At 56.6% G+C, this 12,850-nt stretch carries 15 protein-coding genes and 1 pseudogene; 10 read left to right on the top strand and 6 right to left on the bottom strand.

Annotation, left to right across the window (positions count from 1 at the left end; genetic code table 11):
• Positions 1 to 37 precede the first annotated feature (37 nt).
• The gene (locus tag ENTMO_RS0118740; protein WP_010434339.1) at positions 38 to 364 is read right to left on the bottom strand and encodes an ElaB/YgaM/YqjD family protein; all 327 of its coding nucleotides are present in this window, start codon (positions 362 to 364) and stop codon (positions 38 to 40) included.
• Between the two features lie 160 nt (positions 365 to 524).
• On the opposite strand from ENTMO_RS0118740, the gene ENTMO_RS0118735 reads away from it, so the two are divergent.
• On the top strand, positions 525 to 869 hold the full coding sequence (locus tag ENTMO_RS0118735; protein ID WP_010434335.1) for a DUF2002 family protein: 345 nt from the start codon (positions 525 to 527) through the stop codon (positions 867 to 869).
• 32 nt (positions 870 to 901) lie between these two features.
• On the opposite strand, the gene alaE is transcribed toward ENTMO_RS0118735, so the two are convergent.
• Positions 902 to 1,351, bottom strand: coding sequence for an L-alanine exporter AlaE (gene alaE, locus ENTMO_RS0118730; RefSeq protein WP_010434332.1), 450 nt, complete (start codon positions 1,349 to 1,351; stop codon positions 902 to 904).
• Between the two features lie 492 nt (positions 1,352 to 1,843).
• Between alaE and stpA the strand changes: the two genes are divergently transcribed.
• Positions 1,844 to 2,248 (top strand): DNA-binding protein StpA, encoded by a 405-nt coding sequence (gene stpA, locus ENTMO_RS0118725; RefSeq protein WP_010434329.1) that lies wholly within the window; start codon positions 1,844 to 1,846, stop codon positions 2,246 to 2,248.
• Positions 2,249 to 2,286: 38 nt separating this feature from the next.
• Here stpA and ENTMO_RS0118720 read toward each other — a convergent pair whose 3' ends face one another.
• The 3 genes from ENTMO_RS0118720 to ENTMO_RS0118710 form a co-directional block, all read right to left on the bottom strand.
• Positions 2,287 to 2,466 carry a YodC family protein gene (locus tag ENTMO_RS0118720; RefSeq protein WP_010434327.1) on the bottom strand — a complete coding sequence of 60 codons (180 nt, stop codon included), beginning with the start codon at positions 2,464 to 2,466 and terminating at the stop codon, positions 2,287 to 2,289.
• Positions 2,467 to 2,544: 78 nt separating this feature from the next.
• On the bottom strand, positions 2,545 to 3,066 hold the full coding sequence (locus ENTMO_RS0118715; protein ID WP_010434325.1) for a rhodanese family protein: 522 nt from the start codon (positions 3,064 to 3,066) through the stop codon (positions 2,545 to 2,547).
• 9 nt (positions 3,067 to 3,075) lie between these two features.
• Positions 3,076 to 3,375: an ArsR/SmtB family transcription factor gene (locus ENTMO_RS0118710; protein WP_010434323.1), complete on the bottom strand. Its 300-nt coding sequence runs from the start codon at positions 3,373 to 3,375 to the stop codon at positions 3,076 to 3,078.
• Between the two features lie 176 nt (positions 3,376 to 3,551).
• Here ENTMO_RS0118710 and ENTMO_RS24335 point away from each other — a divergent pair, with 176 nt between their 5' ends.
• Positions 3,552 to 3,710 (top strand): YqaE/Pmp3 family membrane protein, encoded by a 159-nt coding sequence (locus tag ENTMO_RS24335; RefSeq protein ID WP_010434321.1) that lies wholly within the window; start codon positions 3,552 to 3,554, stop codon positions 3,708 to 3,710.
• On the opposite strand, the gene ENTMO_RS0118700 is transcribed toward ENTMO_RS24335, so the two are convergent.
• Positions 3,707 to 4,636 (bottom strand): LysR substrate-binding domain-containing protein, encoded by a 930-nt coding sequence (locus ENTMO_RS0118700; RefSeq protein WP_010434320.1) that lies wholly within the window; start codon positions 4,634 to 4,636, stop codon positions 3,707 to 3,709. The genes ENTMO_RS24335 and ENTMO_RS0118700 overlap by 4 nt on opposite strands.
• A gap of 320 nt (positions 4,637 to 4,956) precedes the next feature.
• Between ENTMO_RS0118700 and ENTMO_RS0118695 the strand changes: the two genes are divergently transcribed.
• The 7 genes and pseudogenes from ENTMO_RS0118695 to ENTMO_RS26735 all read left to right on the top strand — a co-directional run.
• Positions 4,957 to 5,562, top strand: coding sequence for an ankyrin repeat domain-containing protein (locus tag ENTMO_RS0118695; protein ID WP_010434319.1), 606 nt, complete (start codon positions 4,957 to 4,959; stop codon positions 5,560 to 5,562).
• Positions 5,563 to 5,669: 107 nt separating this feature from the next.
• Entirely contained in the window at positions 5,670 to 7,211 is a 1,542-nt protein-coding gene (fdrA, locus tag ENTMO_RS0118690; protein WP_010434317.1) for an acyl-CoA synthetase FdrA, read from the top strand.
• A complete protein-coding gene (locus tag ENTMO_RS0118685; RefSeq protein WP_010434314.1) occupies positions 7,211 to 8,626 on the top strand; it encodes a YlbE family protein in 1,416 nt (471 codons plus the stop codon). Before fdrA ends, ENTMO_RS0118685 begins: the two co-directional genes overlap by 1 nt.
• 11 nt (positions 8,627 to 8,637) lie before the next feature.
• Positions 8,638 to 10,218 (top strand): hypothetical protein, encoded by a 1,581-nt coding sequence (locus tag ENTMO_RS0118680; protein ID WP_010434312.1) that lies wholly within the window; start codon positions 8,638 to 8,640, stop codon positions 10,216 to 10,218.
• The gene (locus ENTMO_RS0118675; protein WP_010434309.1) at positions 10,215 to 11,171 is read left to right on the top strand and encodes a carbamate kinase family protein; all 957 of its coding nucleotides are present in this window, start codon (positions 10,215 to 10,217) and stop codon (positions 11,169 to 11,171) included. Before ENTMO_RS0118680 ends, ENTMO_RS0118675 begins: the two co-directional genes overlap by 4 nt.
• Before the next feature lies 1 nt (position 11,172).
• The gene (locus ENTMO_RS0118670) at positions 11,173 to 12,552 is read left to right on the top strand and encodes an amidohydrolase family protein (protein WP_010434306.1); all 1,380 of its coding nucleotides are present in this window, start codon (positions 11,173 to 11,175) and stop codon (positions 12,550 to 12,552) included.
• A gap of 123 nt (positions 12,553 to 12,675) precedes the next feature.
• Positions 12,676 to 12,850, top strand: a pseudogene (locus ENTMO_RS26735) (SAM-dependent methyltransferase); the annotation flags it as partial.

Below are 12,850 nucleotides of genomic sequence, written 5' to 3'. Positions count from 1 at the left end.
CCCGGTGCCTGAGGCAACCGGGGCTGATAAGTCGTGTTTACTTACGCAGGCTGAGCAGGGCACCAACAAAAATACCGACGGCGGCAACCGTACCCAGTGCACATAGCGGTTTTTCACGGACGAAGGTATTGGCACAGCTCACCGCGTCGCAGGCCGCCTGCGTAGCGCGAGAACGACCATGCATCCGGGCACGGGTTTCACGCAACAGAGACTGAGCCTTACGTTTTGCGGCATCTGCTTCATCCTTCGCGTCACTTCCCCAGGACTTCAGCACTTCCTCTAGCGTGTCCGCTAATTGGCTGACATCATTACGAATATCCTGGGCATCATCATTAATATCGTTTCGGTTCGGTCTGTTAAACATAGGATCCTCCATAATTTTGCGTTCCCGTTTAGTCTAGTTCAGAAATTTAATATCTGAAGCGAGTCACGGCTTATTGAACAGTTTATGGAATATTCTGAAAGCCCTGCTAATGCTGAATACTGTAAGGTTGCCGGGCAGGAAAAGATAACGAGGAAGAGATATGTATTTACGACCCGATGAGGTGGCGCGCGTTCTTGAAAAAGAAGGATTCACCATGGATGAGGTGACATCTAAAGCGTATGGATATCGCCGTGGCGAGAATTATGTTTACGTAAACCGTGAAGCGAGAATGGGGCGCACCGCTCTCATTATTCACCCGACCCTGAAAGACAGAAGTTTGTCCTTTGCTGAGCCTGCCTCGGATATTAAAACCTGCGATCATTATCAGCAATTTCCGCTCTATTTAGGCGGTGAGACGCATGAGCATTATGGTATTCCGCACGGTTTCAGTTCACGGATGGCGCTGGAGCGTTTTCTGAAGGGACTGTTTGGCGACATTCAGTAAGTCTGCGACTGGCATGAGCCAGTCGCCCCACCTCATGCTTTTGCCTGGCTGTACTGGCTGACTTTAAACAGACGGCGGCAGTAGTCGAGAAAGTAGCCGTAGACCGCACCCATTAACATCGAAACCACGATATTTGAGCTGACCGCCGCCGCGATTTGATGCCAGTCTGCGCCCACGGTCAGCAGAATAGCCACATAAACCGGTGACTGGAATGTGACATACGCCAGCACATCGGCCAGATTTTTAATCCAACCTGCCGGGCTAATGCGACGGGCAAAGCGCATAATCGCATCGCGATATAATCCATAAGGCCAGGCAATAACGATGTTGACCGGTATGGCCACCAGACGAGATGAAAGTGACTGCTCAAAGGTCATTCCAGAGAGGAAAATTTCAATCAGCATGTTGACGACGGAACAGTAGACAACCATCGCGAAGGTATCCGCTACCGCATGGCGCAGGCGTGATTGCGGTGAGAACATGTCTGAACTCCTTGAGAAGCACAAAAGGTGATGTTTTATCGGTAAATCTTAGTGATTTAGATTGGTTTGTTTGACGTGTATAGCGTATCTCTCTGGCTTTGAACTAACAACTAGTGATAAATTTTTATTTGTTGGCGTTTATTCCACAAAATGCTCTAAATTTGTCTGTTTTTTGCTCGCTTCGTTATTTTCTCTTCTTCATGTATTTTTGTATTTATAAATCAATTGGTTATGTGAAATCCTTTCAGAGGCCGTAACCGCGTCTTTGAGAGTCGCGTGATATTCTACAATTTGGCTCAAAGGTAACCGTATATTTTGATGCGGCAATTAATTCCCGAGACGCATGCGGTTCTCTCGGCAGATATATAAATTATTTATTTTAAAATATTTACAAAATTGTCCTCTCGCGCTGATGGGTAGATATTGCGTGCAAAATGAATTATTCTGTCGGCTGATTTCCGGTTTACTCCAAAGAAAAGGTTTTTAATTATTATGTCTTTGACGTTACAGAATCTTAATAATATCCGTACGCTGCGTGCAATGGCACGTGAATTATCCGTCGACATTCTTGAAGAAATGCTGGAGAAGGTCAGGATCGTTGTTGAAGAAAAACAACACGAGCAGTCGGAATTCGAGCAGCAACGTGCAGAGCAGCAGGATAAAATTAATGCGTTGCTGGAACGGATGAAAGCCGACGGTATTTCACCTTCCGATCTGCTCGGTACTGAACGCGTGCAGGCGGGCAAACCGGTGAAAAAACGCAAAGTGCGTGAAGCGAAATATCGCTTTATCGATGTGAATGGCGAAGAGAAAACGTGGACCGGCCAGGGCCGCACGCCAAAGGCGATTGCCAATGCGCTGGCAAACGGTAAAACACTGGATGATTTTCTGATTTAAGTCTTAAGCCGGGCGGGCGTATCCGCCCGGTTTTACAATCAGCAGACGCCAAAATCACCGGCTTCGGTATATAACGTCACCTCTGCGGCTTTCAGGGTAAATGTCTCGCCCTGTTCATTGCTGGCCTGCACGACCACAATGCTGTCGTCCTTCACGTCGAGCACTTTCAGTTTTGGACCGCCCTGACGCGGCTGCACATAATCACCAACAGAAAACATAGTACCTCCTCTCATTTAGCGATCTTCACCTTAGCCCACGTCGTGCAAAGGGTACAGCATTAAACGGTCTGGTACTGCTTACGAGGTACGACGGTTCCACGGCATGATCTTCAGCAGCCGCGCCATGCCGCAAAAACCGGTTAGACCGGCAAACAGCAGGCCCGCCCCCACAAAACCACTCAGCAGGAAAAAGCCGCCTGAGAGCGTGTAGCCCAGCACCACGCCGAGCAGGATCAGCAGCCCCGCTGCAATTTGTACCTGCCGCATCAGGGGCAGAGGCTGTGATTTATCTTCGACGGTCAGCAGCCCGGCCTGTTTCCAGCCCTGAATGCCACCTTCAATGATGTATGCCCGCGCGGGAGAGGCCGCCTGTACCAGACGCGCGGCGTTGTTCGACGTTCTCGCACCGGACTGACAGTGGAAAATCACCGTTTCCCCTGCCTGAGCCTGAAGTGCGCCGGGTAAGGAATCCAGCGGGAAGGAGTGGGCGAGGGCAATATGCTCGCGGGCATATTCATCAGTATCGCGAATATCAATCAGTTTAGCGCCCTCAGCAATAAGCGCAGTTGCCTGCTGTGGCGTAATCAGAGGAAGAGGCATGGCGGCTCCTTACGGGCAATAGAGGTGTTTGAGGGTGCTGGTAATCTGGTATACAGCGTCATTCTTAATGGCGTAGAGAATGCGTTGGGCATCCCGCGTACTGCCTATCAAGCCTTCCTCACGCATGCGCGCAAGATGTTGGGACGTGGCGGACGCGCTGAGCCCCGTCGCGCGCGCCAGATCGCCCGCGCTGGTATTCGGTGAGCCGCAAAGTGTGCAGAGGATCAGCAGCCTGTGCGGGTTGCTCATCGCTTTCATTAATGCTGCGGCCTGCTCAGCGCTGGCCTGTAGCTGTTCAAGTTCAGTCATTTTGTTTTAGCGTTTCCTTAATTAAGTAAATGCTAAAGTAAAAGTGCGCGTTAAGCCAGTGTCAAAATCGTAAAAGAGGGTAAAAGAACGGTGGGGCAATGGCACAGCCGGGTAAACTGGCTACGCTTAGAGAGTGTTCTCTTTTTATTCAATTAGTTAGCTTGCACGGAGTCATTATGGGTTTTTGGCGCGTTGTTTTTACGATTATTCTCCCGCCGTTGGGGGTGCTGCTTGGTAAAGGATTTGGCTGGGCATTTATTCTGAATATCCTGCTGACCATTCTGGGCTACTTCCCCGGCCTTATCCACGCGTTCTGGGTGCAAACCAAAAGCTAAGCACGCCAGAGTAAATCGCTGTAGATCCCGGTCAGCACACCTTCTGGACCAAACTGCTGTTTGATCCAGCGCGTCACCTGACCGGTCGCGGCATGCTGCGTGGCGAGCAGCATGCGCGAATCCTGGCGCGGGTTGTTAATGTGTCGCGTCGCCAGGAGTCCATCCTCCACCGCCTCTCTCGCCATGTATTCCGGCAAAAAGCCAATCCCTTCCCCCAGGATCTGACACTGGCATTTGGTGTTGAAATCCGGTACCAGAATCGCCTCCTGCCCGTGCAGCAGCCAGCCAACCTTTTTGTTAATGGTATGCGCGGTATCTTCCACCATGATGTTCGGATACAGGCGCAGCTGGCTCTCCGCTATCGGTTCGGGAACAAAGGCGAGCGGATGTTCCGGCGCGATGGCAAAGACCCAGCGAATAGCACCAATTTCCGTGTAATCAATCCCGCCGCCGTCGAGCAGCGTGTCCGGTGCGCCAATCGCGATATTGGCCTGGTTGTTGATAATAGAATCCCAGACGCCGTTGTAGACCTCTGTAGTGACGGTGATCTGACAGGTCGGAAACTGTTTTTTCAGCACCTGCAGCAGCCTGGCGGTGTGGCGCGGCGTATACAACAGCTGATTAATACAGATGCGCACCCTCGCCTCAATGCCCTGCGAAATGGTATCAATCCCGCGCTTGATGGCATGGAAGTCGTTTAGCAGGTCGGTGGCCTTGCGGTAAAAGTAAAAGCCGGACTCGGTCAGTTCGATGCTGCGCGTGTTGCGCACAAACAGCACTACGTCCAGCCCGGTCTCCATGCGCTTAATGGTGTAACTGATGGCGGAGGTCGTCACGCCCAGTTCGGCGGCGGCTTTGCTGAAGCTGCCAAAGCGCGCCGCGGTGGGGAAGGCCAGCAGGTTCTCTTCGGTAAAGATGGAATTCATATCTCACTCCCGTCAGCCATCAGTTTTGAACATATTTTAACAACGGTGTTACAACGCATTTGAAGCCGGTCACAGTTCTGACTATTTGCTGCAGGCCGCACTCGGTAAGGCTTCGTCAGGCATAAGCATAATGCAGCTTCGCGCGCTAAAACGCGGTTAAACATAAGAAAAAGGTTGCACAGACGCACGTTTTAACCGGTTTATTGAATTTAACTCAACAATGAATTGACTGTCGATGAATCATTTTTAAGCGGATTCTTTTATGACCAGGCTGTTGCTATTCTCAGGTCAACAGAAATAAAAAACATCGGAGTCTGAATATGTCTGAAACTGAACTCGTTACTGAATTTCTGCTGGCGGCAGAAGAGGGCAATAGCGATGCGCTAAAAGCCTGTCTGGAGAAAGGCGTGGATATTAACGCCACCAACCGTCAGAAAAGAACCGCGGTTATTATTGCCAGCCTGAAAAAGCATTATTCCTGCGTGGAGCTATTAATTGCCGCCGGTGCGGATATTGATAAACAGGACCAGACCTGCTTTAACCCCTTCCTGATTAGCTGCCTGACCAACGATATTACCCTGCTGCGCCTTGTGCTTCCGGCAAACCCGGATCTTGACCGCCTGACGCGCTTTGGCGGCGTGGGCATTACCCCTGCCAGTGAAAAAGGGCACGTGGAGATCGTGCGCGAGCTGCTGAAAAAAACGGATATCAACGTCAACCACACCAATTTTGTCGGCTGGACGCCGCTGCTGGAAGCGATCGTGCTTAACGACGGCGGCGCGAAGCAGCAGGAGATCGTCAAGCTGCTGCTGGATCACGGCGCGAACCCGCACATGACCGACAAATATGGCAAAACCCCGCTCGAGCTGGCGCGGGAAAAAGGCTTCGATGCGATAGCCGAGCTGCTGCTGGCGGCAGGCGCATAACGCATTCGGCCAGCCTTTTCCGGCTGGCCGTTAATTCAAAAGTATTTTTAACCGACGTGCATTTTGCACGACGGCGGCCCCCTTTTATCCGCTTTCAGGAGAAAATAATGCCAACGAAAATCGTGATTAAAAAGAATACCTATTTTGACTCCGTATCATTAATGTCCGTTTCCACCAAAGCCAATAAATTGCCGGGCGTCGAGCAGGCGTTTGTGGCTATGGCAACGGAAATGAACAAAGGCGTATTAAAAAACCTCGGGCTATTAACGCCAGAATTAGCCGAAGCCAAAAACGGCGACCTGATGATCGTGATTAAAGGCGACGCGGCGAATGATGAAACGCTGGCGGCCATCGAAGCGCTGTTCACCCGTAAAGAGAGCGCAGGCTCCCATGAAGCGCGCTACGCCACGATTGCCAGCGCCAAAACCCATCGTCCTGACGCAAACCTTGCGGTGATTTCCGTCAACGGTACCTTCGCCGCCCGCGAAGCGCGCCAGGCGCTGGAAAACGATCTTAACGTGATGCTCTTTTCCGATAACGTGTCGCTCGACGACGAGCTGGCGCTGAAGCAGCTCGCGCACCAGAAAGGGCTGCTGATGATGGGGCCGGACTGCGGCACCGCCATCATCAACGGCGCGGGACTGTGCTTTGCTAACGCGGTGCGCCGCGGCTCGATTGGCATCGTCGGCGCTTCCGGCACCGGCAGCCAGGAGCTGAGCGTGCGCATTCACGAATTCGGCGGCGGCGTGTCGCAGCTGATTGGTACCGGCGGGCGCGATCTCAGCGAGAAAATTGGCGGCCTGATGATGCTCGACGCCATCGACATGCTGGAAGCCGACGAGGGCACCCAGGTTCTCACGCTGATCTCCAAACCGCCAGCGCCAGCGGTGGCAGAAAAAGTGCTGGCCCGCGCCAGATCCTGCCGCAAGCCGGTGGTCGTCTGCTTCCTCGGCCGCAGCGAACCGCCCGCCGATGAAGACGGCCTGCAGTTTGCCCGCGGCACCAAAGAGGCGGCTCTGAAGGCAGTCCTGCTTACCGGCATCAAAAAAGAGTCCCTGGACCTGCATCCGCTCAACTGGCCTTTGATTGAAGAGGTGCGCGCCCGCCTGACCCCGCAGCAGAAGTACATTCGCGGCCTGTTCTGCGGCGGCACCCTGTGCGACGAGGCGATGTTTGCGGCGCTTGCGAAATTCGACGACGTCTACAGCAACATTCAGCCTGATCCGGCCAGGCGCCTGAGTGACATCAGCGTCAGTAAAGCCCACACCTTCCTCGACTTTGGCGACGACGACTTCACCAACGGCAAGCCGCACCCGATGATCGACCCGACCAACCGCATCAGCCGCCTGCTGCAGGAGGCGCGCGATCCAGAGGTGGGCGTCATCGTGATGGACTTCGTGCTGGGCTTCGGCGCGCATGAGGATCCGGTGGGGGTGATGCTTGATGCCATTAAGGAGGCGCAGGCCATCGCGAAGGCGGATAACCGTCCTCTGGAAATTCTCGGCTACGTGCTCGGTACCGACCAGGATCCGCAGTCGCTGGCGCAGCAGTGCCAGCTGCTGACCGACGCTGGCGTTATCTGGGCCAGCAGCAGTACCAACACCGGATTACTGGCACGCGAATTTGTCTGCAAAGGGGAGAAAGCATAATGACGACCTTATTCAACCAGCCGCTGAACGTCATTAACGTCGGCATTGCGATGTTCAGCGATGACCTCAAAAAACAGCACGTTCCCGTCACCCAGCTCGACTGGACGCCGCCGGGGCAGGGCAATATGCAGGTCGTTGAGGCGCTCGACCAGCTGGCCGAAAAACCGCTGGCGGAGAAAATCGCCGCCGCCAACAAGCTTGCGCTTGAGCGCATTATTCAGTCCCATCCGGTACTGGTGGGCTATGACCAGGCCATTAACGTTGTTCCGGGGATGACCCGCACCACCATTCTGCACGCCGGTCCGCCCGTCTCCTGGGAAAACATGTGCGGGGCAATGAAGGGTGCGGTCACCGGGGCGCTGGTGTTTGAAGGGCTGGCGAAAGATCTGGACGAGGCGGCAAGGCTCGCCGCCTCCGGAGATATTACGTTCTCGCCGTGCCACGAGCATGACTGCGTGGGCTCGATGGCGGGCGTCACCTCCGCGTCGATGTTTATGCACATCGTTGAAAACAAAACCTACGGCAACCGCGCGTTCACCAACCTCAGCGAGCAGATGGCGAAGATCCTGCGCATGGGGGCCAACGACCAGAGCGTCATCGACCGCCTGAACTGGATGCGCGACGTGCTCGGCCCGATGCTGCGCGACGCGATGAAGATTATCGGCGAAATCGACCTGCGCCTGATGCTGGCGCAGGCGCTGCACATGGGCGACGAGTGCCACAACCGCAACAACGCGGGCACCACGCTGCTGATCCAGGCGCTGACGCCGGGGCTGATCCAGGCGGGCTATCCGGTGGAGCAGCAGCGCGAGGTATTTGAGTTTGTCGCCAGCAGCGACTACTTCTCCGGCCCGACGTGGATGGCGATGTGCAAGGCCGCGCTGGACGCCGCTCACGGCATTGAGTACAGCACCGTCGTCACCACCATGGCGCGCAACGGCTACGAGTTCGGCCTGCGCATTTCCGGCCTGCCGGGGCAGTGGTTCACCGGCCCGGCGCAGCAGGTGATCGGTCCGATGTTCGCGGGCTATAAGCCGGAAGACTCCGGGCTGGATATCGGCGACAGCGCCATCACCGAAACCTACGGCATTGGCGGCTTTGCGATGGCGACGGCTCCGGCAATCGTTGCGCTGGTGGGTGGGACGGTGGACGAAGCCATCGACTTCTCCCGTCAGATGCGCGAAATCACCCTCGGCGAAAACCCGAACGTCACCATTCCGCTGCTCTCGTTTATGGGCATCCCAACCGCCATCGACATTACCAAAGTCGCGGGCAGCGGCATTCTGCCGGTCATTAACACCGCCATTGCCCATAAAGACGCGGGCATCGGCATGATTGGGGCGGGCATCGTTCACCCGCCGTTTAGCTGTTTTGAAAAGGCGCTGTTGACCTTCCGCGATCGCTACTTTTTATAAGGCAAGCATCCATGAAAAACATGAAACTGGAGTGGAAAAGAGGTGACTGGGCGGCGTATTTCGGGTTGATGACCAACAACCTGACCAATTTGCTGACCATGATGGGGCTGCTCATTTTTGTCGTCGGCATCCCGAAGGAGATTGTTTATGGGCGCATCGCGCCAGCCTTCGGGCTGGCGGTGCTGGTTGCAAGTATTTGCTACGCCTGGTTCGGCATGCAAATGGCGCGCGCCACCGGGCGAACGGATGTCACCGCGCTGCCGTCCGGCCCCAGCGCGCCGTCAATTTTTACCGTAACCTTCCTGGTGCTGATGCCGGTGTATCAGCAAACGGGCGATGCGGAGTTCGCCATTCAGATTGGCCTGGTGTGGTGCTTTGTTGAGGCGATGATCCTGGCGGGCGGTTCGTTCCTGGGTGAGACCATCCGCAAGATGATCCCGCGCACCGTGCTGCTGTCGTGCCTCTCCGGTTTGGGCCTGCTGCTGCTGGCGATGAACCCGATGCTGCAGGCGTTCGAAGCACCGACCGTGTCGTTTATCGTGCTGCTGCTGATCTTTATTAACTGGTTCGGTAAAAAGCCCATTTTCGCCAAAATCCCGACCGGTCTGCTGTTGCTGGTTGCAGGAACGGCGCTAGCGTGGCTCTCGGGTCTGCAAAGCCCGGAAGCGATTAAAGCGTCCATGTCCTCCTTCGGCTTTAACCCGCCGCAGGTGCACGTAGAAGGCTTCCTGCGGGGCCTGCCGCACGCGCTGCCGTATCTTGCCTCTGCCGTACCGCTGGGGCTGGCGAACTACATCTTTGACCTGGAAAACATCGAAAGCGCCCATGCGGCGGGGGATGAATACCCGACCCGCAAGGTGATGCTGGCGAACGGTCTGGCGTCGATGCTCGGCTGCCTGATGGGGAACCCGTTCCCGGTCACGGTCTACGTCGGCCATCCCGGCTGGAAAGCGATGGGGGCCAGCATCGGCTACACGCTGGCCTCGGGCGTGACCATGTTCATCGTGCCGCTGTTCGGGCTGGGGGCGTTTATGCTCGCCATCATACCGATGACCGCCATCGTGCCGATTCTGGTGTTTATCGGCGTCGTGACGGCCAACCAGGTGGTGAGGGAAACGCCCAAAGTGGAGGTGCCCGTCATCTTCATCTGCCTGTTCCCGTGGATCGCCAACTGGGCGCTGACCATGATGAACAGCGTGATGAGCGCCGCAGGCACCAGCGCGGGGAAAATCGGCACCGACGTGCTGCACAGCAAAGGGATCTACTACGAAGGGCTGATGCATCTCGGCAACGGCGCACCGCTCGCCAGCATGCTGTGGGGCTGTATCGCCATCTTCGCCATCATCAACAAACCGCTGCGCGGGGCTGTCGCCGCTGCGGGCGGGGCGCTGCTGGCGCTGTTTGGGGTGATCCATGCCCCGGTGGTGGGATTTGCCGAAGGCAGTTCGCTGATGTTCGTCACCGCGTATCTGATGATGGGCGGCATGTTTGTGGTGAAGCATGTGCTGGATATCTCTGTTAATCCCCCTCTCCCTGTGGGAGAGGGCCGGGGTGAGGGCAGCAGAACGCACCTTCTAAAGGAAACAAAATGAAAGAGCTTATGGTCGTCGCCATCGGCGGCAACAGCATTATCAAAGACAACGCCAGCCAGTCGGTTGAACATCAGACGCAGGCGGTGAAAGCGGTGGCCGAGTCGGTGCTGGAAATGCTGGCCTCCGACTATGACATCGTTCTCACCCACGGCAACGGCCCCCAGGTGGGGCTGGAGCTGCGCCGTGCCGAAATCGCCCACGAGCGGGAAGGGCTGCCGCTGACCCCGCTGGCAAACTGCGTGGCGGATACGCAGGGCGGCATCGGTTACCTGATCCAGCAGGCGCTCAATAACCGGCTTGCCGCGCGCGGAGAGCAAAAAGCGGTCACGGTCGTCACGCAGGTAGAGGTGGATAAAAACGATCCCGGCTTTACGCACCCGACGAAACCGATCGGTGCGTTTTTCAGCGAGGCACAGCGCGACGAGCTGCAGCGCGCGCACCCGGACTGGCATTTTGTTGAGGATTCCGGTCGGGGCTACCGTCGTGTGGTGGCTTCACCCCAGCCGCTGCGCATCGTTGAGGCCGACGCCATCAAGACGCTGACGCAAAAAGGCTTTGTGGTAATCGGCGCGGGCGGCGGGGGGATCCCCGTTGTTCGCAGTGAGCAGGGGGATTATCAGAGCGTCGACGCGGTGATTGATAAAGATCTCTCCACCGCGCTGCTGGCGCGCGAGATCCGCGCCGACGTGCTGGTGATCACCACTGGCGTGGAAAAGGTATGCGTCAACTTCGGCAAGCCAAACCAGCAGGCGCTGGATGCTGTAAACGTGGCGCAGATGGCGCGCTACATGGAAGAGGGCCACTTCCCGGCGGGCAGCATGCTCCCCAAAATCGTCGCCTCGCTGGAATTTTTACACCATGGCGGCAAGCGCGTGATTATCACCTCGCCGGACTGCCTGCCCGCGGCGCTGCGCGGAGAAACCGGTACCCATATTGTTAATGAAGGAAGATAAGATGAGTGAATACAAAAGCCGCCGCGAATTCATCAGCCAGAGCGGCAAAATGGTCACCGCCTGCGCGCTGTTTGGCGCTACCGGCTCCGTCGCGTATGCTGCGGATACCGCAAAGCCAACCTGCGAGACGGGCAAACTGATGAACATCACCGCTAAGCATTACTATCTGGACAACGTGCTGCTCGAAGCCGGGTTTAACGTTGACGGCAGCGTGGCGACAAGCACCCGCACCGAGCTGAAAACGCTGGAAATCAAAGACGGCAAGATCGTCGCCCTGCGCGACAATAAAAGCCATGCCGACGCCACGCTGTCGCACTATGACGCGGGCGGCAAGCTGATGCTCCCGGCGATGCGCGACATGCACATCCACCTGGATAAAACCTTTTACGGCGGCCCGTGGCGCTCGCTGAACCGTCCGGCGGGTACCACGATTCAGGACATGATCCGCCTGGAACAAAAAATGCTGCCGGAGCTGCAACCCTACACCCAGGAACGCGCGGAAAAGCTGATCGACCTGATCCAGTCGAAAGGCTCTACCATCGCCCGCAGCCACTGCAATATTGAGCCGGTTTCCGGCCTGAAAAACCTGGAAAATCTGCAGGCAGTGCTGGCGCGCCGCAAAGCGGGTTTTGACTGCGAAATCGTCGCCTTCCCGCAGCATGGGCTGCTGCTGTCGAATTCTGAAAAGCTGATGCGCGAGGCGATGCAGGCCGGGGCGCACTACGTGGGTGGGCTGGACCCGACTAACGTTGACGGTGCGATGGAGAAATCTCTCGATCTGATGTTCCAGATCGCGCTGGACTACGACAAAGGGGTGGATATTCACCTGCACGAAACCAGCCCGGCGGGCGTGGCGGCGGTGAACTACATGGTCGAAACCGTGGAGAAAACGCCGGAGCTGAAGGGCAAACTGACCATCAGCCACGCCTTCGCGCTGGCGACGCTCAACGAGCAGCAGGTGGATGAGATCGCCACCCGCATGGCGGCGCAGCAGGTGACCATCGCCTCCACCGTGCCGATTGGCACTCTGCATATGCCGCTGAAGCAGCTGCGTGAGAAGGGCGTGTTCGTGATGACGGGGACCGACAGCGTGATCGACCACTGGTCGCCCTACGGTCTGGGGGACATGCTGGAAAAAGCGAATCTTTATGCGCAGCTCTACATTCGCCCGAACGAGCAGACGCTCTCCCGCGCGCTCGGTATCGCCACCGGCGACGTGCTGCCGCTGAACGACAAAGGCGAGCGCGTGTGGCCGAAAGCGCAGGACGACGCCAGCTTTGTGCTGGTGGATGCCTCCTGTTCCGCCGAAGCGGTGGCGCGCATTTCACCTCGTACCGCGACGTTCCACAAGGGTAACCTTGTCTGGGGCTCGGTGGACTAATGTGGTGCCGGGTGGCGCTGCGCTTACCCGGCCTACGGTTCGGAGATTTTGTAGTCCCGGTAAGCGCAGCGCCACCCGGCAATGTTTTATACTGGCAGTCACAATCTTAAAGAGGGATCTGCCATGGCACAAAACATCTACGACAACCCGGCATTTTTCGAAGGCTACGCCCAGCTTCCGCGCTCGGTTCAGGGGCTCGACGGCGCACCGGAGTGGCCCGCGCTTAAGGCCATGCTGCCGGATTTAACCGGCAAATCGGTTGTCGATCTCGGCTGCGGCTACGGCTGGGTTTGCCGCG

The sequence above is a fragment of the Enterobacter mori LMG 25706 genome (assembly GCF_000211415.1).
GTDB classification, from domain to species: domain Bacteria; phylum Pseudomonadota; class Gammaproteobacteria; order Enterobacterales; family Enterobacteriaceae; genus Enterobacter; species Enterobacter mori.
Note: the sequence above shows the minus strand (reverse complement) of the source record. Positions and strands in the feature narration are given on the sequence as shown.

Coding starts and splice junctions, on each gene's coding strand:
- ENTMO_RS0118740 (WP_010434339.1), bottom strand. CDS start 364: ATGTTTAACAGACCGAACCGAAACGATATTAATGATGATGCCCAGGAT.
- ENTMO_RS0118735 (WP_010434335.1), top strand. CDS start 525: ATGTATTTACGACCCGATGAGGTGGCGCGCGTTCTTGAAAAAGAAGGA.
- alaE (WP_010434332.1), bottom strand. CDS start 1,351: ATGTTCTCACCGCAATCACGCCTGCGCCATGCGGTAGCGGATACCTTC.
- stpA (WP_010434329.1), top strand. CDS start 1,844: ATGTCTTTGACGTTACAGAATCTTAATAATATCCGTACGCTGCGTGCA.
- ENTMO_RS0118720 (WP_010434327.1), bottom strand. CDS start 2,466: ATGTTTTCTGTTGGTGATTATGTGCAGCCGCGTCAGGGCGGTCCAAAA.
- ENTMO_RS0118715 (WP_010434325.1), bottom strand. CDS start 3,066: ATGCCTCTTCCTCTGATTACGCCACAGCAGGCAACTGCGCTTATTGCT.
- ENTMO_RS0118710 (WP_010434323.1), bottom strand. CDS start 3,375: ATGACTGAACTTGAACAGCTACAGGCCAGCGCTGAGCAGGCCGCAGCA.
- ENTMO_RS24335 (WP_010434321.1), top strand. CDS start 3,552: ATGGGTTTTTGGCGCGTTGTTTTTACGATTATTCTCCCGCCGTTGGGG.
- ENTMO_RS0118700 (WP_010434320.1), bottom strand. CDS start 4,636: ATGAATTCCATCTTTACCGAAGAGAACCTGCTGGCCTTCCCCACCGCG.
- ENTMO_RS0118695 (WP_010434319.1), top strand. CDS start 4,957: ATGTCTGAAACTGAACTCGTTACTGAATTTCTGCTGGCGGCAGAAGAG.
- fdrA (WP_010434317.1), top strand. CDS start 5,670: ATGCCAACGAAAATCGTGATTAAAAAGAATACCTATTTTGACTCCGTA.
- ENTMO_RS0118685 (WP_010434314.1), top strand. CDS start 7,211: ATGACGACCTTATTCAACCAGCCGCTGAACGTCATTAACGTCGGCATT.
- ENTMO_RS0118680 (WP_010434312.1), top strand. CDS start 8,638: ATGAAAAACATGAAACTGGAGTGGAAAAGAGGTGACTGGGCGGCGTAT.
- ENTMO_RS0118675 (WP_010434309.1), top strand. CDS start 10,215: ATGAAAGAGCTTATGGTCGTCGCCATCGGCGGCAACAGCATTATCAAA.
- ENTMO_RS0118670 (WP_010434306.1), top strand. CDS start 11,173: ATGAGTGAATACAAAAGCCGCCGCGAATTCATCAGCCAGAGCGGCAAA.